Annotated in this window: 18 protein-coding genes; 5 read left to right on the forward strand and 13 right to left on the reverse strand. The window is 65.5% G+C overall.

Translation table 11 applies throughout. The annotated features are described in order from the left end of the window. Window positions 1-10 precede the first annotated feature (10 nt). Window positions 11-763 carry a FadR/GntR family transcriptional regulator gene (locus GORHZ_RS02155; protein WP_006329925.1) on the forward strand — a complete coding sequence of 251 codons (753 nt, stop codon included), beginning with the start codon at window positions 11-13 and terminating at the stop codon, window positions 761-763. 185 nt (window positions 764-948) lie between these two features. After that, a complete protein-coding gene (locus tag GORHZ_RS02160; protein ID WP_006329926.1) occupies window positions 949-1,947 on the forward strand; it encodes an SDR family NAD(P)-dependent oxidoreductase in 999 nt (332 codons plus the stop codon). Window positions 1,948-2,045: 98 nt separating this feature from the next. Here GORHZ_RS02160 and GORHZ_RS02165 read toward each other — a convergent pair whose 3' ends face one another. The 13 genes from GORHZ_RS02165 to GORHZ_RS02225 form a co-directional block, all read right to left on the reverse strand. Further along, the gene (locus GORHZ_RS02165) at window positions 2,046-3,230 is read right to left on the reverse strand and encodes a thiolase family protein (RefSeq protein WP_006329927.1); all 1,185 of its coding nucleotides are present in this window, start codon (window positions 3,228-3,230) and stop codon (window positions 2,046-2,048) included. 106 nt (window positions 3,231-3,336) lie between these two features. Beyond that, window positions 3,337-3,984: a 3-oxoacid CoA-transferase subunit B gene (locus GORHZ_RS02170; RefSeq protein WP_006329928.1), complete on the reverse strand. Its 648-nt coding sequence runs from the start codon at window positions 3,982-3,984 to the stop codon at window positions 3,337-3,339. Next, window positions 3,981-4,778, reverse strand: a complete 798-nt coding sequence (locus tag GORHZ_RS02175) for a CoA transferase subunit A (RefSeq protein ID WP_006329929.1) — start codon at window positions 4,776-4,778, stop codon at window positions 3,981-3,983. Before GORHZ_RS02175 ends, GORHZ_RS02170 begins: the two co-directional genes overlap by 4 nt. A 98-nt stretch (window positions 4,779-4,876) precedes the next feature. Continuing rightward, a complete protein-coding gene (gene eno / locus GORHZ_RS02180; protein WP_006329930.1) occupies window positions 4,877-6,169 on the reverse strand; it encodes a phosphopyruvate hydratase in 1,293 nt (430 codons plus the stop codon). A gap of 2 nt (window positions 6,170-6,171) precedes the next feature. Next, complete coding sequence (locus GORHZ_RS02185; RefSeq protein WP_006329931.1) at window positions 6,172-7,179, reverse strand: phosphotransferase family protein; 1,008 nt, start codon at window positions 7,177-7,179, stop codon at window positions 6,172-6,174. Between the two features lies 1 nt (window position 7,180). Further along, window positions 7,181-8,182, reverse strand: a complete 1,002-nt coding sequence (locus GORHZ_RS02190) for a C-terminal binding protein (RefSeq protein WP_006329932.1) — start codon at window positions 8,180-8,182, stop codon at window positions 7,181-7,183. Continuing rightward, window positions 8,179-9,036 (reverse strand): fumarylacetoacetate hydrolase family protein, encoded by an 858-nt coding sequence (locus GORHZ_RS02195; protein WP_006329933.1) that lies wholly within the window; start codon window positions 9,034-9,036, stop codon window positions 8,179-8,181. The genes GORHZ_RS02190 and GORHZ_RS02195 overlap by 4 nt, the downstream gene beginning before the upstream one ends. Before the next feature lie 61 nt (window positions 9,037-9,097). Further along, window positions 9,098-9,634 carry a VOC family protein gene (locus GORHZ_RS02200; protein ID WP_006329934.1) on the reverse strand — a complete coding sequence of 179 codons (537 nt, stop codon included), beginning with the start codon at window positions 9,632-9,634 and terminating at the stop codon, window positions 9,098-9,100. Window positions 9,635-9,672: 38 nt separating this feature from the next. Beyond that, the gene (locus GORHZ_RS02205; RefSeq protein WP_006329935.1) at window positions 9,673-10,878 is read right to left on the reverse strand and encodes an acyl-CoA dehydrogenase family protein; all 1,206 of its coding nucleotides are present in this window, start codon (window positions 10,876-10,878) and stop codon (window positions 9,673-9,675) included. A 96-nt stretch (window positions 10,879-10,974) separates the two neighbouring features. Then, entirely contained in the window at window positions 10,975-12,327 is a 1,353-nt protein-coding gene (locus tag GORHZ_RS02210) for a bifunctional 3,4-dihydroxy-2-butanone-4-phosphate synthase/GTP cyclohydrolase II (protein WP_006329936.1), read from the reverse strand. A 129-nt stretch (window positions 12,328-12,456) separates the two neighbouring features. Beyond that, a complete protein-coding gene (locus GORHZ_RS02215; RefSeq protein WP_040529792.1) occupies window positions 12,457-12,975 on the reverse strand; it encodes a flavin reductase family protein in 519 nt (172 codons plus the stop codon). 114 nt (window positions 12,976-13,089) lie between these two features. Next, a complete protein-coding gene (locus tag GORHZ_RS02220) occupies window positions 13,090-15,375 on the reverse strand; it encodes a LuxR C-terminal-related transcriptional regulator (RefSeq protein WP_051998724.1) in 2,286 nt (761 codons plus the stop codon). A gap of 270 nt (window positions 15,376-15,645) precedes the next feature. Further along, window positions 15,646-17,688, reverse strand: coding sequence for a universal stress protein (locus GORHZ_RS02225; protein ID WP_051998726.1), 2,043 nt, complete (start codon window positions 17,686-17,688; stop codon window positions 15,646-15,648). Window positions 17,689-17,876: 188 nt separating this feature from the next. Here GORHZ_RS02225 and GORHZ_RS02230 point away from each other — a divergent pair, with 188 nt between their 5' ends. The 3 genes from GORHZ_RS02230 (at window position 17,877) to GORHZ_RS02240 (ending at window position 20,620) form a co-directional block, all read left to right on the forward strand. Next, on the forward strand, window positions 17,877-18,092 hold the full coding sequence (locus tag GORHZ_RS02230) for a hypothetical protein (RefSeq protein WP_040529796.1): 216 nt from the start codon (window positions 17,877-17,879) through the stop codon (window positions 18,090-18,092). Window positions 18,093-18,233: 141 nt separating this feature from the next. Continuing rightward, entirely contained in the window at window positions 18,234-19,607 is a 1,374-nt protein-coding gene (locus GORHZ_RS02235) for a hemolysin family protein (RefSeq protein ID WP_006329965.1), read from the forward strand. Continuing rightward, window positions 19,604-20,620, forward strand: a complete 1,017-nt coding sequence (locus GORHZ_RS02240; protein ID WP_006329966.1) for a hemolysin family protein — start codon at window positions 19,604-19,606, stop codon at window positions 20,618-20,620. The genes GORHZ_RS02235 and GORHZ_RS02240 overlap by 4 nt, the downstream gene beginning before the upstream one ends. The last annotated feature ends 41 nt before the right edge of the window (window positions 20,621-20,661 follow it).

Genomic DNA, 20,661 nt, shown 5'->3' on the forward strand with positions numbered 1-20,661 from the left:
AAGGGATGTCATGCCAGCACGGAGTGGCTCGAGTGTCGTGCGCGTGCCCAAGGCGGGGGAGTTGGTTGCCGCCGAACTGCGGCGCCAGATCGTGACCGGCGCCATCAGTCCCGGAAGTCAGTTGCCCAGTGAGACGGTGCTGATGGAGCGGTATGGCGTATCGCGGCCGACAATGCGGGAAGCGTTCCGAATCCTCGAATCCGAATCGCTCATCACCGTGCTGCGCGGTGCACATGGGGGTGCTCGGGCTCTTGCGCCGGATGCCTCCAATGCCGCGCGCAACCTCGGGTTGCTCCTGCAATTCCAGGGAGTTCCGCTTGCCGACGTGTACCGTTCCTGGGCCGAGATCGAAGTCGCTGCCGTCCGCGCTGTTGCCGGGCTGTCCGCCAAGAAGCTCATACCGCTCGAGGAACTCGTCAAGCAAGCCGAAGAAGCGCTTGATGACGCGACGGCCTTCTCACGGATCGATACCCAGATTCACCAGACCGTCATCGATCTGTCCGGGCTGCGCACCCTGTCGGTGCTTGCGGGAATGCTGTTGCACATCATCGACGCGCACAACGCTCTGTTCCTTTCCGTCCATGGGGAGGAACACGAACGTCAGGCAGATGAACATGCGCTCCGCGTGTACAAGAAGTTGCTGACACTGTTGCGCAGCGGTGATGCGCAGGCGGCCGCGGACTACTGGCGCCGTCATCTCAAGCGTGTGGAGCAGTATATGGTCGGGGACTCGGACACAACGTTGGTGGAAGTGCTGTCCTGACGATCTTCCCAACATCCTCTTGACCCTTTCGACGGTCGAGGTCATGTCGCGAGCTGCGCGTCGGAGCGGGAGCTGGCTCGCACTGGGTGCCATGGCGTTTAAATCGCTAATGAATTAGGCTATTTTGCACAGCTCGCAGGTACTCCGGAGTGCCGACGTGTCTCGAACGGACAGGAATACGCATCATGACCGAATTCATCACCACGGGCTTCTCGGCACACTCCACCGCCGCAGAGGTTATCGAGGGGATCGACCTGCGCGACCGCCGTGCGATTGTCACGGGTGCTTCATCCGGAATCGGCATGGAAACGGCTCGGGTGCTCGCCGGAGCCGGCGTCGAGGTGACGCTGGCCGTCCGCGACGTCGAGTCCGGTTGCAGCGTCGCCGAGTCCATCGCGGCCGAGACCGGCTCGAGAGTGAATGTCGAACGGCTCGACTTGTCGGATCTCGCCTCGGTGGCCGACTTCGCCGCGGCATGGCATGGGCCGCTGCACATTCTGGTCAACAACGCCGGTGTCATGGCCTTGCCGGATCTGTGCCCAACCGCAGACGGGTGGGAGATGCAGTTCGGCACCAACCACATAGGACATTTCGCGCTGGCGCATGGACTGCACGCTGCCCTGGCCGCCGCGGGCGCCGCCCGCGTCGTTACGGTCAGTTCGGTCGGCCATATGCTCTCACCGGTCGTGTTTGACGACATCAATTTCAGACAGCGTGCCTACAACCAATGGGCCGCATACGGTCAATCCAAGACTGCCAACTCGCTTTTCGCAGTCGCGGCGGCCCACCGCTGGGCCGGCGACGGGATCACGGTCAATGCCGTGCACCCCGGCGCCATCGCGCAGACGGGCCTGACCCGGCACCTGGACCCGGACGTACTCCGCCGCGCACGGAGTCGAGCGAGTGGCGACTACCTGCGCAAGAGCGTCGAGCAAGGCGCCGCCACCAGCGTGCTCGTGGCCGCCTCACCCGACCTCGACGGTGTCACCGGCCGCTACTTCGAAGATTGCAGCGAAGCCGAATCCGTCGACACCACGCAGACAGATGCCGCGCAACTGGCCCGCCGGCGCAGCGGCGTCGCCGACTATGCGCTCGATCGGGCCCTTGCCGAACAACTCTGGGAACTGTCAGTCGCGGCCATCGGCCAGGCGCAACCGAACTCAGGGGCTCGGACGTCAGGCTGACCGCGGCCACGTCGATCTCGGGTCGATCGGGTCTGGCGGTAGTTGCCTTCTGCGACCTCCGTACTGTTCGGGGTCGGAGTAGACGAGCGGAGCCCGCGTCAGCGGGCTCGGCGCAGCAACGCGGCGAGGGCTTGGCCACCGCCGATACACATCGTGACCACGCCGAGTTCAAGGTCGCGGCGGACGAGGTCCCGGGCTACTCGCAGGGTCAGGATTGCTCCGGTGGCGCCGACCGGATGGCCCAGAGCGATCGCACCGCCGTAGGGGTTGACCTTGTCCGGGTCGAGTTCGGCGTCTCGGATGACCGGGATGGCCTGTGCAGCGAATGCCTCATTGAGCTCGATGGAATCGATGTCGGCGGGAGTCGTACCGGTCTGCGCGAATAGCTTCTTCAGCGCCAGGACAGGGGCGTACCCCATCACCTCGGGCTCGAGCGCGCAGGTGGTGACCGCTTCGAGGGTGGCCAAGCCGACCAGTCCGTGTTCGTGCGCGATCGACTCGCGTGCGAGCACGACGGCACCGGCGCCGTCGTTGATGCCGGAAGCGTTGCCGGCTGTGACGGTGCCGCCCTTCTCGAAGGCCGCGCGTAGGCCACCGAGACCCTCGAGAGTTGTTTCAGGTTTGGGGTGCTCGTCGGTGTCGATCACCCTCTGGCGTCGTCCCGTCGTTTCGACCGGGGCGATCTCCTCGGAGAAGGCGGCTTTGGCGGCGTCGGTGTCTGCCCGGCGCTGGGATTCAACCGCGAACTCGTCCTGCTCCGCACGGCTGATTCCGTACTTGCGCGCGACGTTCTCGGCGGTGACACCCATGTGGATGTTGTGAAAGGGATCGGTGAGCATACCCACGGTTCCGTCGACCAAGATTCGGTTTCCGAGCCTGCGCCCGGCACGGGCGTCGAAGTCGTAGAACGGCATTCGGGACATGTTCTCGTTGCCACCGGCCAGCGCGAGGTCGATTCCGCCCCAGCGGATCTGCATGGCAGCCGACCAGATTGCCTGCAGGCCGGAGCCACAGAGGCGGTTGACTGTATATGCCGGGGTGGTTGTGGGCAGGCCAGCGGCAAGCGCGACGCGTCGGGCATTGTATGCATCGGCTCCGACCTGACCGATGCAACCCATCACCACCTCTTCGATGGCGCCAGCGGCGACGCCGGATCGGTCAAGGGCTGCTCGAGCGGCCGTGGCGCCGAGTTCATGGGCCGGCACGTCTCGGAATACGCCGCCGAAGCTGCCGACGGGTGTGCGGGCGCCGTCGATGATGAGCACGGAATCTGGAGCGATCATGTGGTGAATCCCTCGGTGGTGTTGGGGTACTGGGTTATGATGAGCCGGTGCCGCGTCGACAGCACGGTCGCTTACGTCTGGGTTCGGTTACCAGACGCCCGGTGATTCAATGCAGTGGCGCCGCCGTCGCCGCACGAACCTGGTCAGGGGATATCCCAGCGGCACATTCGCGCAGCATCAAGCCGGTCGGGGTGACGTCGAGGACCGCCAGGTTGGTGATGATGCGGTTCACCACACCCTCGCCAGTGAGAGGCAGGGTGCACTGTTCGACGATTTTCGATTCTCCGTTGCGGTCGATGTGTTCCATGAGCACGATGACCTGCCGGGCGCCGTGGACCAGGTCCATCGCACCGCCCATGCCCTTGATCATCTTGCCTGGGACCATCCAGTTCGCAAGGTCTCCGGACGCCGAGACCTGCATTCCGCCGAGAACCGCTGTGTCGATGTGCCCGCCGCGGATCATCCCGAATGAGGTGGCCGAGTCGAAGAACGCCGCGCCAGGGTTGACCGTGACCGTCTCCTTTCCGGCGTTGATGAGATCGGGGTCGACCTGATCGTCGTCCGGATAGGGTCCGGTTCCGAGGATCCCGTTCTCGCTGTGCAGGATCACACGCACCCCTGAGGGTAGAAAGGTCGGGATCAGCGTGGGCAGCCCGATGCCGAGATTCACGTACTGTCCCGGCGCGAGCTCGCCGGCTGCGCGAGCGGCCATCTCGTGGCGGGTCCACCCCTGAGCATCGACCATTGGGGTCATGATCGGCCCTCTCCACCGGTGCGGATCGTCCGCTTCTCGATGTGTTTGTGTTGCGGGCCGGAATACACGATTCGGTCGACGAAGATTCCGGGCAGATGTACCTGAGCGGGGTCGATGTCCCCGGCGTCGACGAGTTGTTCGACCTCGGCGATGCACACTCGTCCGGCCATCGCGGCGACTGGGTTGAAGTTCTGTGCAGCCTTGTTGAAGACGAGATTGCCTTCGGTGTCGCCGACGAGGGCATGCACCAGTGCATAGTCGGTGGAGATCGACTCCTCCAGGACGTACCGTCGGCCGGCGAACTCGCGGATCTCCTTGGGCGGGGACGCGATCGCCACTGATCCGTCGCTCGCGTAACGCCACGGCAGCCCCCCAGCGGATACGGGGGTTCCGACGCCGGCGGGCGTGAAGAACGCCGGGATGCCGGCGCCGCCGGCGCGGAGCTTCTCCGCCAGTGTGCCTTGCGGAGTGAGTTCGACTTCGAGTTCGCCCGCAAGGTACTGGCGGGCGAACTCCTTGTTCTCGCCGACGTAAGACGCGATCATGCGGCGAATCCTGCCTTGAGTGAGCAGCAGATCCAGACCGTGACCGCCGGCCCCGCAGTTGTTGGAGACCACTTCCAGGCCGGTGACGTCTCGGTCGACGAGAGCGGCGATGACGGTGTCCGGTACTCCCGCGACACCGAATCCGCCGACCGCGAGCGAGGCTCCGGAAGGAATGTCGCAGACGGCGTCCGCCGCTGACCGGGCCACTTTGGGGCCGGTCGGGATTGTCGTCAATCCGTTGAAAGCCATATGGTTCCGCCTTTCCTGAAGAGCTGGGAGTGGGCTGTAGTCGCGCGAGCGCCTGAGCACGGGACCTTGTGACGCGGCATTGTTGTTGCGGAACGATGTCATCGAACGGGATCGGGACCCAGGGCCCGCGGTCCGGCGTACTGCGCTGATGCACCGAGTTCGGCCTCGATTTCGAGCAGGCGATTCCACTTGGCGGTGCGTTCCGAACGGGTGGTCGAGCCGACCTTGATCTGGCCCGTGCGCCAGCCAACCGCTAGGTCGGCCAGCCACGGGTCCTCGGTTTCTCCTGACCGTGCGGAGAGCACCGTGGCGACGTTGTGGTCGCGTGCGTAATCGATGACTTCGAGAGCCTGGGACAGGGTGCCGATCTGATTGGGTTTGACCAGAACGGCGTTCGCTGCATCGGCCTCGACTCCACGGGCCAGGCGCCGGGGGTTTGTCACGAACAGGTCGTCGCCGAGCAGTTGTGTGCCGGGGAGTGCAGCATGCGCTTTCGGCCAGTTGTCCCAATCATCCTCGGAGAGGATGTCTTCGATGGACACGATCGGGACGTCTGCGGACCAGGCTTCGAACTCGGCGATGAGTTCGGTGGAACTCAAGTGTCGATTCTCGGAGGCGAGGTGGTAGAGACCGGAATCATCGTCGTAGAACTCCGTCGCGGCGACGTCGATGGCAATCGCTGCCTGGGTGCCGAGTTCGAGCCCGGCTTCGGTAATGCCACGCGCGAGGAATTCCAACGCAGCGCGGTTGGAGGGCAGTCTCGGTCCGAGTCCGCCTTCGTCGGCGACAAGCGCGACATCGTAGCCGGCCTCCTCGAGGACACGGGCGGTGCCGCGACGTACTCGCCAGGCGAACTCGATGGCCTCATGGAAGCTCTCGGCGCCGACGGGGACGACGAGGAAGTCCTGGACATCGACGGCGCCATCGGCGTGAGCCCCACCGGAGATGATGTTGACCATCGGCAGCGGTAGCAGTGGGGCATGTCCGAAGGTGGCGTATAGGGGCAGTCCGGCGGCGCTGGCAGCGGCTCGGGCCGAGGCCGTTGACACCGACAGAATGGCATTGGCACCCAGCGACGACAGATCCGCGGAACCGTCTGCATCGCGAAGCGCAGAATCGACGGCGCCTTGGTCCGTCGCGTCGATGCCATGGACGGCGTCGCGGAGGACGGTGTTCGTATTCGCCACCGCTCCGGCGACGCCCCTTCCGCCGTATCGGACTCCGCCGTCGCGCAATTCGACAGCTTCGTGGGTGCCGGTGGAGGCGCCCGAGGGTACGATCGCGCTGCCCGAGGTTCCGTCGCGGAGGGTCACCCGGGAGGCCACGGTCGGATTACCGCGGGAATCGAATGCCTCCCAAGATAATACCGATGCGATATTGGTGTTGGGCATGGTCAGTTCCTCCAGAGCAGTTCGAAGGTCGGACGGGGATGGAGCAGTACCTGCCGCGCGATCTGGCATACCTCCGACCGGGCAGTCGGGGACAGGTAGGACGCCGGTGACTTGCCGTCGACGCGGGCGAGAGCGATGCACCCGACCTGCCGCAAAAGATGCTCGTGGTCGAGTTCGGGTAGCGGATGCCGGGTGTGGCTTAGGTAGGCGCCGAGAAACACCTCTGCCAGGCTGTGGAACTCGTGGGCCAAGCTGGGAGTGTGCCGCGCCTTGCACACGAGATGCGCCAACATGAAGGCAACGTCGAACGCCGGGTCCCCGACGTGGGTCACCTCCCAGTCGATGATCCACAACCCGTTGGCGCCAGTGAGGATGTTCTTCGGCGAGAAGTCGCCATGGACCAGACACGTGGTGGTGGCGAGCATGCGGTCGACGGTGGAATCGATCACGGAAGCGAGATCGTCGTGTCGGGCGCTGACCCAGCGGTAGAACGGATCGACTCGGAGTTCCCGGAAGGCGTTGGTACGGGCGAACGCGGTCCGAATCGCCCGGTCGGCGCCGGACCCAACGTGCAAGGTCGCCAACAGATCTCCGAGGGTAGCGGCGACGTTCGGGTTCACCTGTCCGGCTAGGAGGTCTGCCTTCCACTCGCCGAAGCCGCGCGGCGCCCGGCCGACAACCATCAACTGGCGGTCGGTGTCCAGGGCCAACAGCGGCGGGACGTGGCGCGGGAGGATCGCGCGGGCGGTGTCGATCGCGCGTGCCTCGGTGATCAGCCGCTCCGGGGAGGCGTACCAGTCAGCGTCGACGCGGAGTTTGGGAAGTGCCCGTTTGACGACGACATCGGTTCCCGGGCCGGTCACTGCGAGAACATCATTCGACACTCCGCCGGGCAACGGTGCGATGTCGAGGGGCGATTCGCGGGCGGCGATACCCCGGTCGACCAGCAAGGCCTTCACGTCCGCGGCCAAATCGGTGAGATCAGCATCTCTGGCGGTATGAATAGTCATGTCACAGTGCCATTCTCGGTCTGAATCGGGCGTGGTGGGACTCGATTGCGCGCGGGTTGACCACATGCGGCGGCAGTGCGCCGCGAAGCACGGCGGCGATATTCGTCGCTGCCGTGTGTTGCAGGTCCGTGACAGCCTCGTCGGAGATGAAGGCGGCGTGTGGTGACAGGATCACCGTGGGTAGGTGACGCAGCGGATGGTCCTGCGGGGGCGGTTCCGCGACCATCACATCGAGGGCGGCGCCGGCCAGATCGTTGCGTTCGAGCGCGTCGACCAGGGCTGTTTCGTCGATGAGTGCTCCGCGTGAGGTGTTGACCACCACGGCGCCGGGGGGAAGCAACCCGAGTTCACGCGCTCCGATGATGCCCGTGGTGGTGGGGTTCGCCGGGAGGTGCAGGGAGAGGATGTCCGCACGCGCGAGCAGGGAGTCGAGCGAAGTCGCGAACGTCACTCCGCCGATCTCCCTCGCACCTGCAAGTGACGGCGAATACGCCACGACGTTCATACCGAAGGCCTGGACGCGGTGGGCGACCGCGCGCCCGATGGCACCGAAGCCGACCAGACCGACGGTCTTGTCCCGGAGTCGTCGGAACCCGCCGAATTCCTTGTTGTCCCAACCGCCGCCGGAGGTCTGTTTCGCGAACTGCGCGATCTTGCGTGCGTGTCCGAGAATGAGAGCAACGGTGTGGTCGGCGACCTCCTCAGTGCAGAACGTGGGAACATTGGACACGATCATGCCGAGTCGGGTGGCGCACTCGACGTCGATGTTGTCCAGTCCGACCCCGTAGCGGCCGACCGTGCGGCACAATCGTGCCGCCTCGAGGACCCGGGCGGTGACCGGTTTCCAGCAGGTCAAGATCGCGTCGACGTCCCCGGCGAGTTCGACGAGTTCGTCTTCGGTGCCCGTCTCGGCCACCACGAGCCCCGCGCCCACCCCGGCAAGCACCTCGCGCTCGATGTCCAGAGTGGGCCACGAATAGTCCGTGACCAGGACTGTGGTCATACCCGAACCGTCTCTGGTCCGGAGAAGGTGTGCCGCATCTGTCCGATCCCGGTGATCCAGCTCTCGATGACATCTCCCTCGCGCAGAAAACGAGGCGGGTCCCACGCCGTCCCGACTCCTGAAGGAGTTCCGGTGAAGATCAGGTCGCCGGGTGTGAGCGTCACGATGCCCGAGATGTATTCGATCAGGGCGCTCACCGGGAAGATGAGGTCGCCGGTGCTCGAGTTCTGCACTTGCTCGCCGTTGAGCAGGGTACCCAGGGCGATGTCGTCTCGATCTTCGAATTCGTCAGGGGTGACCAGGATCGGGCCGATCGCCGAGTATCCGGGGAAGGACTTGCCGAGGCCGAATTGTGGGTGGGATTCGGGTCGCTGCTGAACGTCCCGGTCGGAGAAGTCCTGTCCGATGGTCACCCCGGCGATATGATCCCATGCGTCGCCGGCCAGCACGTTGTGTGCTTCCCGACCGATCACGATCACCGCCTCGACTTCCCAGTCCACCCGAGGCCCCGACAGGGCGATCGTGGTGCCGGGCCCGGTCACCGAGGTCGGAAACTTGGGGAAGACCAGTGGGTACTGCGGTACCGGCCAGCCCGCTTCGGCCACGTGTTTGGCGTAATTGACGCCGATTCCGAAACCTTGCAGGGGTTTCGGACTCGGCGCCATCAACAAGTCCGGTCGGAGGTCGCCGGTTGGCGCAAGTGTGGCGGCCTGCGCCCATTTGGTGAACTCAGGCCATGCTCCGAACAATGCCGCAATATCCGAGGGGAAGTGGCCGTCACTGGCCTGTTCGATGTCGACGACCCGGTCGCCGGACAGCAGTACGGCTCGGTTGTTCTGGTTCGCGATCTTCATGAATTGTCCTCTGAGTGGAGGTTTGCAGGAATGCCGGTGGGATGTGGGCTCGCTGGCACGATCATGAGGCCGGGGCTTTCGGCCGCTTGATCAGTTCGGAATCCGGTTCGCCGGCCAGTCGGCGCGCGATCAGGTCCTCCATGTCGAACTCGATGCCGATGGGGTTGGCGGCGAACTCGGGACCGAACATGAACTCGTTGGCCTCCTCTACGGTGTCGTAGACATCGACCTGCATCTCTGCTTGGTTCCCGTCCGGGTCCCGGTAGTACAGCGACAACGTCGGTCCGTGATGGATCTGCCACCACGGGGTGATGTCCTGATCGCGGAGCCGCTCGTAGGTGGTGATCAAGTCGGCGAGGGTGGCATAGGTGAACGCCACGTGATGCATACCCTGCGTTTTGGGGTCATGGGGTTCGTATCCCTCCGGGGCGAGATTCGCCAGGGCGAGCCGATGGTGTTCGTCGTCGTAGGAGAGGAAGCAGATCTTGTCATTGCCGTACTGGACCTTCGCCTCCAGCACGTTGAGCCACCAGTCCCGCAGTCGGGGAACGTTATTGGTCTGGAACACCACATGTGCCAGACGATCGGGCGAGGGCATGAGGGCCTCCTGGATCGGTGTCGGTTGGGTAGGGATGTTCAGAGGAGTGTGGTCGGGAGTTCGTCGACGCCGAGTAGAACCTTGCCGTGGACTTCTGCCGCGGTTTCGAACAGCGCGAAGGCATGACGGCTGGCCGTTTCGCTGTCACGCCAAATCCTCTGCAGCGGATTGGCGTTGGCGAACGACGAAGCCCCATGCGCGGAGACCAGGGTGCGGATCGCTTCCCGCGCGGTCTTGATGGCATAGGCGTTGGCAACCCTGATGCGGGTGCGGTCGGCGACATCGAGTTGCCGGCCGGCGGCGACGGTCGTCGTCACCTCCGCGCAGAGTGTGTAGACCAGGGCCCGGGCGGCCTCGACCTGCGCTGCTGCTTCGGCGACGGCCAATTGTACTGTCGGAGCATAGGTTTGCTTGTCATAGCTGGAGTAGGAGATTCCGCGGCGACCGGCCTTCTCGATCACCAGGTCGAGGGCCGCGCGGGCCAGCCCCAACTGCGGACCGGCGAGGATCAGGCATCCGGGGGCGAGGAACGGGGCCTGGTAGAGGTATTCGTCGGTGAATGGGGTCGGTAGGCCGTGGACAGCCGATCCGCCGAGGGCGAGGACGCGGTGGTCGGGGACGAAGACGTCCTCGAGAACAACGGTGTTGCTTCCGGAACCACTCATCCCGGCGACGAACCACGTCTCCTCGATCGAGTAGTCCGACACCGGGACCATCCCGAATCCGATGTCGGGGTTGCCGTCACCATCGACGATGGGGAATCCCACCATCGCCCAGTTCGCGTGCCAACTGCCCGAGGCGAAGCCCCACTTCCCGGTCACCCGCCAGCCCCCGTCGACCCGCGCGCTCGTGCCGGAGGGGGTGAACACACCACAGGTGCGGGCACCTCCTGCCGTGCCATAGATTTCGTCCTGGGCCTGTTCGCCGTAGAGGCCGACGAACCAGTTGCCGATGTTGAGCAGACTGAATGCCCATGCCGTAGACCCATCGCCGCGGCCGAGGGCTTCCTCGATCGCAAGCCAGGTGCCGAAATCCGCTTCGAAGCCGCCGTGGCGGCGGGGCACCGAGACACGGAAGAGCCCGGCTTCCTCCAAGGCGTCGATGTTGTCCTGATGAACGCGGCGACCCTCTTCGGTGTCGGCCGCGTTCTGTTGCAGCAGCGGGATCAGGGCCTCCGTGCGGGAGATGAGGTCGATGTGCTCGATGTCGACGGGAGTTGTGGTGGTGTCTACGACGGTGGACATGTTTTCTCCAGGGTTGAAGGCGCCAGAGCGCCGAATGGATGGTTTCGGATACGAGCGAGGGTTGTCGGGAGTCGTCGAGTGTGGACCGCTTCGCGGTCAGAGCGCCGAGAGCCGTTCGTGTGGAGGGGGAACCGGTGGCCGCACGTCGAGGTGGTGTCCCAGCCGGTCCCGCTTGGTCCGCAGATATCGGACGTTGTGGTCCGTCTCGGTCGTGGGGAGCTGAATCCGACCCACGAGTTCGAGCGGATGGCCCGCGAGGCCTTCGTACTTGGTCGGGTTGTTCGTGATCAGCCGCAGTCGACGGACACCGAGATCGAGGAGGATGTGGGCGCCGACCCGGTAGCTACGGGCGTCCACGGGCAGGCCCTGAGCCACATTCGCATCGACGGTGTCGAATCCCTGCTCCTGAAGTGCATAGGCACTGATCTTGTGCGCCAAGCCGATTCCGCGGCCTTCGTGCCCACGTAGGTAGACCAGAACTCCGCAGCCCTCCTGGGCGATGGCCGCCAGAGCTTGCGTGAGTTGGGGGCCGCAGTCGCAGCGCAGCGAGCCGAGGACGTCACCGGTGAGGCACTCACTGTGTACCCGGACCAGCACTCCGCCTTTGGATCGTCCGGCCGCGGCGACGTCGCCCATCACGAGAGCCAGGTGCTCGATGTCGTCGAGTACTGACCGGTAGGCGACGGCCCGGAACTGCCCAGACGCGGTGGGCATCGACGCGGTGGCGACTCGTTCGATCTGTGGATCGTGAGCGTTGCGATACCGGACAAGGTCCGCGATATGCAGGGTCGGGAGCTGGTGGGCTTCCGCGAAGGACGCCAGGTCATCTCCGCGTCGCATCCCGCCGTCATCGGCGACGATCTCGGAGATCACGGCCGTCTCGCCCATCCCGGCAAGGCGCACCAGGTCGACTGCGGCCTCGGTGTGACCGGCACGGGCGAGCACACCACCAGAACGCGCCCGCAGTGGAAAGACGTGCCCGGGCTTGCGGAGCTCTGCCGGCGACGTGGACGTGTCGGCAAGTGCATGGGCGGTGGCGGCACGATCGGACGCCGACACCCCGGTGCCCGTGTTCACGTGGTCGACCGTCACGGTGAAAGCCGTCCCATGCGGGTCGGTGTTCTGGTCGACCATCAGTGGAAGCTCGAGTGCTGCAGCATGTTCGGCGGTCATCGGGACGCACACGATACCGGTGGTGTGCCGCACGATGAAGGCCATCTGTTCATTCGTGACGGACGAAGCGGCTACCACCAGATCCCCTTCGTTCTCCCGGTCGGCATCGTCGATCACGACGACCATCAAGCCCGCGGCGAGAGCAGCGATCGCGCGATTCACGTCTGCGACGTCGTTGGCGGTCGTGTCCAGGGTGTCGGCAATGTCCGTGGCGGGCAATCCGTTGTGGTGCATCCGCCCCACTGCGCACGGCTGTGTCGGTTCCAGGTCAGACATCGATTCCCGCCTCATGACACGCTGTGACGAATTGCCGGTAGTCGTAGTCGCGTCGCGCACGTCGCTCCTGTACCCATCCGACAGCAGCGAGGATTGTGTGGAGTAGTGCGGTGTCGCGGCCGTGGAGGGTCATCGCAGTGTCACCTCCGCTGCGGCGTGGGTGCCGAAGGTGCGTGCGTGGTATGTCAACGGCGCGATGAGCGAACGGACTGCCTCGGAGATGCCACCGTAAGCGACGACGTGGTCGCCGCCGTCGACCAGCTCGACGAGATCGCAGGCGAGCCAGCCCGCGGTCCCATGAAGCCGGGGGAGCCCGGCGGAGCCATGCCAGGACACGCCGTCGAATTTGTCGGGACCCTTGCGGGCGAACTGCACCGCGGTATCGGCTTGACCGTGCGACAAGATGTTGACCCCGAAGCGTCGGCTCCGCTGCAGCACGGCCAGCAGGTCCGATCGCCGGTCGAGGGAGACCAGGACCATCGGCGGGGTCATCGACAACGATGCGAAGGCACTGACCGTGGTGCCGTGGGGTCGCGCGCCGTCCATCGCGGTCACGACGGACACCGGCGTACAGACACCCGCCATCACTTCCCGGAAATCAGTGGCCACGGATTCCACCGATCCTCTTTCGGCTGGCCGTACATCCATCGATGCCTCCCGCGTTCAGTCATCCAAGTCACTCGCTGGGCTGCTTGTGACTTCTGTCATGAACCACTGTGCGCGGATCGGCGAGCCGATGGCTCGGGGTAACTACGCAGACGACTACGTATCTAATTCCCGGTGTTCGTAATACCAGCCGGCAACCTGCGATCGAGACGTGAAACCCAACTTGACCAGGATGTTCTCCACATGGGTTTCCGCCGTGCGTGGCGCGATCACCAAGTCGGATGCCACTTGGGCATTGCTTGCGCCCTCGGCGATCAGCGCAGCCACCTGCCATTCGCGCGGGGTCAGTTCACCTGTGGCCTTGGGGCGACCACGGTTCCGACCCTCCTTCGCACCCCGGGCGCCATCCGGATGAGTGCGTCCGCGATCGCGCACTTCGCGACCCGACTGACTCAAGATCAGGTCGAGGACCTCGTTCACCGTCATGGTCGCGCCGCGGGCGAGCTCAGCATCGAAAGTCTCGATGCCGAGCTCCTCCTCGAGTAGGACCGAGTAGTCATGGTGCATGTCGAGGTACTGATCGAAACCGAACAACGGGTTGCCGATCGGCCCCCAGATGGACCGGTTCGCCCCGAACAGCTGCGCAGCGTGCACCCAGTTCCGACGGTCACATTCAAGCCAGCCGAAGACTTCGAGCGCGAACGCGATCCCGGTGAGATCGGAAAGGGCCCGCTTCGACCGGAGACTTCTGCGCAACAGGTCCGCGCAGGTGTTGAGTTCGCCCGTCTTCCAACAGTCGACGGCACTGACCCACTGGCCCCAGCTGAGCGCCCACACCTCTCCGATCTCGTCACTGCGACGCCGAAGAATGCTCGCCAAAGCGCGTGAGCGCTCGAGGTCGCCGAGAACCAAATGGATCCACGATTGCTGAGCCAGCGCCAACAGATGAACCGCATCCCACAGCTGCAGGCTGTCGAAGATCGACACGGCCTCCTCGTAAAGTCGAGCCGACTCCTCCAAGCGCCCTGTGAACATCGCTGCCGACGCCTGGGCTTGCGTGACATAACCGGTCATCACCCTGTCGCCGTCGGTTAGGGACCGGTCGGCCGCCTCGGCGAGGACAGGGACCGCTGCCTGCGGGTCGCCCTGAGCCAACGCGATCCAGCCTTTCAACCAGAGCGTCTTCGCGGAAAGCTCTGCAGGAGAGGTCAACACACGATCGAACCAATACTGACCCTCCCTCGCCAGTCCCGAGATCCATCGGTGCCAGAGACCGGTGACGATTTCCCCCGCCTTCCGGGCATCGATATCGCGATCGAAGCCGGTCCGTATCGCCTGCCGGATGTTCGACATCTGCATCATCACTGAGTTCGCCGCGTCGATCTGCCCGGTGCCCGATCGCCACATACGCTCGGAGACAGCGACCACCTCCGCGTAGTGGCGGAGGTGGCGTGCTGCCAGCTCCGATTCGTCGACCGCGTGCTCACCGTTTGGCGGAGACAGAAGCCGTCGGCCGAATTGCCGGATCGGCTCCAGCAATCGATACCGGTCGCCGTCGTCGAGACGATCGATCACCGACTTGCTGATGAGCCCGAGAATCGACTCCCGCGCCTGACTGTCATCGACACCGGCGAACGCGCATATCGAAACGGCACTGTCGAGGGTGAAACTGCCGTTGAAATAGGACAACCGGACCCAGATCTGCTGCTCACCGGGTGTACACAAGTCGTAGCTCCACCGCATTGCCGCCTCGATGGTCTGATGGCGCACATCCACCCCGCGGACCTTTGCCGTCAACAACCCCCCGCTCGATTCGAGGTGATGAACGATCTCAGGGATGCTCAGATTGCGAACCTGCACGGCCGCCAGCTCGATGGCCAACGGAATCCCGTCTAATCGTCGGCACAAACGGGCAACGTCGTCGGCGTTGCCGACGTCGACGACAAAACCCGGTGAAGCCGCCGACGCACGTTGCTCAAACAACTCCACCGCTTCGCTGCCGCCGCGGCCGCCCTCGCCCGGCTCGGGGACCGACAACGGTGGAACCGACACCACATGCTCGCCGGCCACCGCCAGCGGCTCGCGGCTTGTCAGAATAATCCGCAGGTCAGGCGCGCGCTTGACCAAGGCACTGGCGAGGCCTGCCACCGCGTCCACCAGATGCTCGCAGTTGTCCAAAATCACCAGCGCGCGACGATCGGACAGATGTCTGAGCACCACCCCGACGGTGTCTGTACTCGACTGATCAGCGATTTTCATGGACTCCGCGATCACCAGGGCAATGGCAGCCGGATCGGTCACATCCGCCAACTCGACGAACCACACGCCACCCGGAAAAGATCGAGCGGTTCGGTGCGCCACCTGCAGCGCCAACCGTGTCTTGCCCACCCCGCCGGGACCCGTGATCGTCACGATCGGTGCGCCCGCCAAAGCCGATTTCACCGCGGAGACCAACTCTCGGCGCCCGACGAAACTCGTCGGGCTGACCGGGAGGTTACGCTCCCGAAACGGAGACCTCCTAGTCGTCATCGTCCCACCTCACTGCCTCCTCCGGATCGAGGAGGCGAACACCGGGCAGGCAAATATCGTCCCTCAGAACGACGGATGCCCGCCCCATGTGCGCAGAATAGCCCTCGGACGACAGGCGAGGGTTCGAGTGAAATCGCCCAGGGCCCTCTTCGGACCTGGGCAAGGCCCCGATAGGTTACGCCCTCAGATGGGCGCAGCCATCTGCTGAGGTCTCGGGTAGTGATCCGAACTCTCATCCCGTTCACCTGGCTCGACACTGTCGGCCGTCGGCATGACGAGTACTGGGATCGACGAGTTGGCGGCCACGGTGGCTGCGACGCTGCCTTGGATGTGCCCCAGGATTCCCGCGCGTCGATGGGGGGCGATCACGATCACGCCGGCGCGATGCTCCTCGGCTGCGGTCAGGATCCCCTGCCAGGTCGGTGCGGCCTCCACGGCGACGCCTCGTGCCCGGAATCCGACTGTCTCGGCAAGATCTGCACCGCGGGCCGAGGTCAGCTCGGCGGCGCGGCGCACGGCAGCGGCGTTGTTGGCGTCGAGATGCAGGTCGCTGGTAGGGGGGAAGCCGACGTCGGCGGGTTGCCAGACGCAGACGACGATGGCGTCTCGGTCTTCGGCGAAGTGCCCGGCGGCCCGAGTAATGGCTTTGTCGGCGAGATCACTGCCGTCGTAGGCGAAGCAGATCGGTCCGCTCGCGCCCGGCACAGGGCCATCGAGCCTCGGGTGTGTCAGACGTGCGGTTGCCGACTTTGGTTGTCCGGACAATGCGGAGGTCGGCACCTTGCGGATTCGCGCGAGCAACGGCGGTGACAACCATCCGGGTTCTTCTCCGTCGAGGAATCGATCGACGTCGGGTGTGCTGGGTCGTGCGCCGCTGGCCGCGTAGATCGCCACGCCGAAGACGGCGCCGGCCACGGCGAGGGCGAACCCGATCCACAGCGCGTAGCTCGTGCCGACGGAGCGGTCGGTGGCCACGGTGAGCGCGAAGTGGGCAAGTACCGGAGCGACCATGAACGCGGCGACGGCACGCAGCAGCTCGATGACCGCGAACACCCGCTGCAGGCTGTTGGACCGCAGTGAGAAGCCGACGACGAACAGTGCCGGAGCCACGGTCGCACCGAGGGCGAGTCCAGTGAGCGCCGCACCCAGCATGACCAGCGGTTGGTTGGCCGGTAGGGCGAGCTGGAACACCAGGATGCCGACCGCCAGCAGCGCCATGCCGATCAGCGGGAGAAAGTGCACCGCGCGGCGGGAAATGACGGTGCCGAACACCACCGCCATGACGATCGCGCCGCCGAGTTCGGGCAGATACAGGATGCCCACGCGCAGGGGGCTCAGGTGTTCCATCAGGGCGTTGGCGGTCAGGGTTGTCGCGGCCACCGATCCCGCTGCGGCGAACAGAGCGACACCGACGCCGGCGACGGGGATCGAACTTGTGAGCACCGAGCGGATGGTGAGCAGGGGTCGGGGCGAACGGAATTGGTACACGATCAACACCACGATCAACACCAGTCCGGCCAGCATCGGCCCTAGGACCTCGATATCGGTCAGGGCGTGCGTGGTCAGCGCGGATGCCCCGACGAAGGCCAGGACGCAGCCGGCCGCGGCCAGGCCGATCGCCCGCAGGTCACGCGGCGCATCCGGGTCGGCGGGTGGGGCGTCGTCGAAGGTCAGCACCGCCATCAGTAGCGCCAGCAGGGCCACAGCGGCGATCACCCAGAACAGGGGTCGCCATTCGTCAGCGGCGGACTGCACCCCGCCCAGGAAGGGGCCGAGGGCGACGGCGCCGAACACGCACATGTTCATGATCATCGCCGTGTGCCGCAGTCGCTGTTTCGGGAAACCAATGGTCAGCGGTGGCGCCGCGGCGATGAGCAGCATGCTGGTGGCCAACCCGAGCAGGATCAGGCCGCAGGTGAACATGGCCCCGGTGCGCGCACCGGCTGCGAGCACGGCGCCGGTGACCAGCACGACGGCGTAGACCAACAGCATTCGCCGTTGCGGCAGGTGCTGGGCGAGTTGCACCGCCAGCACGGTGCCGGCGGCGTAAGCCGCGTTCCCGAGTCCCAGACTCAGACTCATGGCCTGTGCCGACATATCGAGCTGGTCGGTGATCGTGGGCACCAGCGGTTCGATCGCTGCGGACAGCGCCAGATAGGGGATCAGTGCGAACGTCACCATGACCGCGACGGCCGGGTAACGCCCGGCGAGAGGGCCCTGCCGCATCAGCAGCACCGATCCGACAGAGGGTCGTGAGAACTGCCCAGCGCATCATCAATTAGATAAATCATTAAAAGCATTATAAGCATGGATTGTGTAGCTTGTGGTCGCTCACCGCTGTTCCCACCTGGGGAGACCTGTGAGATGAATCTCAGGGCTCTCGGAGGGGCTTCGCCGGCCGTACTCGAAGGTGGATGTCGCGCTCAGAGCGCCAGATCTTGTCGGCCACGGGAGGCGGGCCCGATCGAACGAAGCGCTCGTTCTTCTGGTTCTTCGCCGCACTCGGTGAGCAACGGGAATTACCTGCGCGGTGTGGCGGCGGTGGCGGCGCCGATCTGCTCAGCAATGTCTCCGTGCCGGGAACCGAACCGACGCTCCGGCCGTTCGACTTGAACAACCCGGTACGCTGAACACCCTGAACACCGAAATCCGGGTCCCGACACGAGAGAGACGATGAGACGCGCCAAGCGCCGAAAACGCCGCCGACGATCTACCCACCCGCACCCCCCGACGTCTGACGACCACCCGGGCCCGACCAGCCGGCGGCTGTCATGCTGACCCTCCTCGGCATCGCCATCGGCATCCTGGTCATCCTGATCATCACCGCCCTGACCGGCTACTTCGTGGCCCAAGAGTTCGGCTTCATGGCCGTCGACCGGTCCCGTCTGCGCGCCCGCGCCGAAGCCGGCGACACCGCCGCGGCCCGCGCTCTGACCGTCACCCGCCGGACCTCGTTCATGTTGTCGGGCGCGCAGCTCGGCATCACCGTCACCGGTCTGCTCGTCGGCTATGTCGCCGAGCCACTCATCGGCCGCGGCGTCGGCAACCTGCTCGGCGACGTCGGCATTCCGGTGGCACTCGGGGTCACCATCGGCACGGTCGTCGCCATCGGATTCTCCACCATCGTGCAGATGGTGTTCGGGGAGCTGTTCCCGAAGAACTTGGCGATCGCACGCCCCGAACCGGTGGCCCGGTGGCTGGCCCGCTCCACCACGATCTACCTGGCGGTATTCGGGTGGCTGATCGCGCTCTTTGACAAGTCGTCGAACCTGTTGCTCCGCGCGCTGCGCATCGAACCCGTCCACGACGTCGAGCACTCGGCCACCCCGCGCGACCTCGAACACATCGTCGCCGAGTCCCGCGACGCCGGCGACCTGCCCGTCGACCTGTCGGCCCTGCTCGACCGAGTTCTCGACTTCCCCACGCGCACAGCCGGCCACGCGATGATCCCGCGCACCCGCGTGGACACCGTCCGCGCACAGGAGCCGGCCGCGTCGGTCCTCCATGCGATGGGTACCGGGCACACCCGGTACCCCGTCGTCGACGATCGCGCGGACGTCGTCGGTGTGGTCCATCTCCACGATCTGCTGGTCTGGGCGGACGGCCCGGCCGACGCCACGACCACCGCCGCCGACCTCGGCCGGCCCGCAGTCATCGTGCCCATTTCGTTGCCGCTGACCGAGGTCCTCGACCAGATCGGCGCTGCGTCCGACGAGATGGCCGTCGTCATCGACGAATACGGCGGTTTCGCCGGTGTCGTGACCGTCGAGGACATCGCAGAGGAACTCGTCGGCGAGATCGACGACGAACACGACGCAGACGTCGCGACCGCGATTGACCGGACCGACGACGGCTGGCGGGTCCGGGGTGACGCGCATCTGGACGAGGTGTCCCGGGTGGTCGGCCACGATCTGCCCGAGGGGGATAACGAGACCGTGGCCGGTCTGGTCATCGCCGAGTTCGGCGGGCTGCCGGAGATCGGCGACAGCGTCACGGTCGACCTATCGCACGACCCGGTCCCGCTCGACACCGACGAACCAGTCCCGACCACGGCGACGATAACGGTGCTGTCGGTGGACCGGCATGTGCCGTCGTCGGTGCTGCTGACCATTCCGGCGCCAACCGTCCAAGGGAGCGCCCGATGAGCAATCCGTGGATCGTCGCGCTGGTCACCGTCACCCTGATCGCGGCCAGCGCCTTCTTCGTCGCCGTCGAGTTCGCCCTGATCGCGGCGCGACGGCACCGGCTGGAGGACGCGGCCGAAACCAGCCGCTCGGCGCGCGCCGCGCTGCGCAGCGCCTCGGAACTCTCCGTGCTGCTCGCCGGTTCGCAGCTCGGCATCACCGTCTGCACACTGGCACTCGGTGCGGTCACCAAACCGGCCGTGCACCACTGGCTCACGCCGATGTTCGAGGTATGGGGTATGCCGACCTGGACCGCCGACATCGCCGGATTCGTGCTCGCACTCATCGTCGTCACGTTCCTGCACCTCGTCGTCGGCGAGATGGCACCCAAGTCGTGGGCGATAGCACATCCCGAACGGTCGGCGACACTCCTGGCCATCCCGATGCGGGCGTTCATGTGGCTGACCCGCCCGGTTCTCACCCGACTCAACGCGTTGGCCAACTGGTGTCTGCGCCGGGTCGGTGTCGACCCGGTCGACGAGGTGGGCGCCGGGCAGGATGCCGACGCACTGCGGCACCTGGTCGAGCATTCGGCGACGGTCGGTACGCTCGACGAGCGATACCACGCGCACCTGTCGGGAGCTCTGGAGTTGCAGCGGCTGACGGTCGCCGACGTGCTCACACACGACACGGTGAGCGCCGTCGACCCCTCGGCCACTCCCGCGGAGATCCGGGCGGTGTCGCTGTCGACCGGCCATCGTCGACTGCTTGTGCGGGACAGGGATTCCGACGGCACCAGGTTTGAGGGCGTGGTGCATGTCCGGGACTGTGTGTCTGCGCCGGCCGGGGTTGTCGCAGCCGATCTGATGCGTCCGGTGCCGACCTTCGGCGCGGACGAGCCGGTCTACAAGGCGCTCGCGAGGATGCGGGAGACCCGCCGGCACGTGGCCGTCGTCGTCGACGAGAACCGTGTCGCGGGCGTGCTGACCCTGCACGACGTCCTCGATCGTCTCCTCACGACGCCTTCCCGCTGATCGAGTGTCTCCCATCCGCCGATCGAGTGTCTCCCATCCGC

Origin of the sequence: Gordonia rhizosphera NBRC 16068 (assembly GCF_000298195.1) — a bacterium.
GTDB lineage: Bacteria > Actinomycetota > Actinomycetes > Mycobacteriales > Mycobacteriaceae > Gordonia > Gordonia rhizosphera.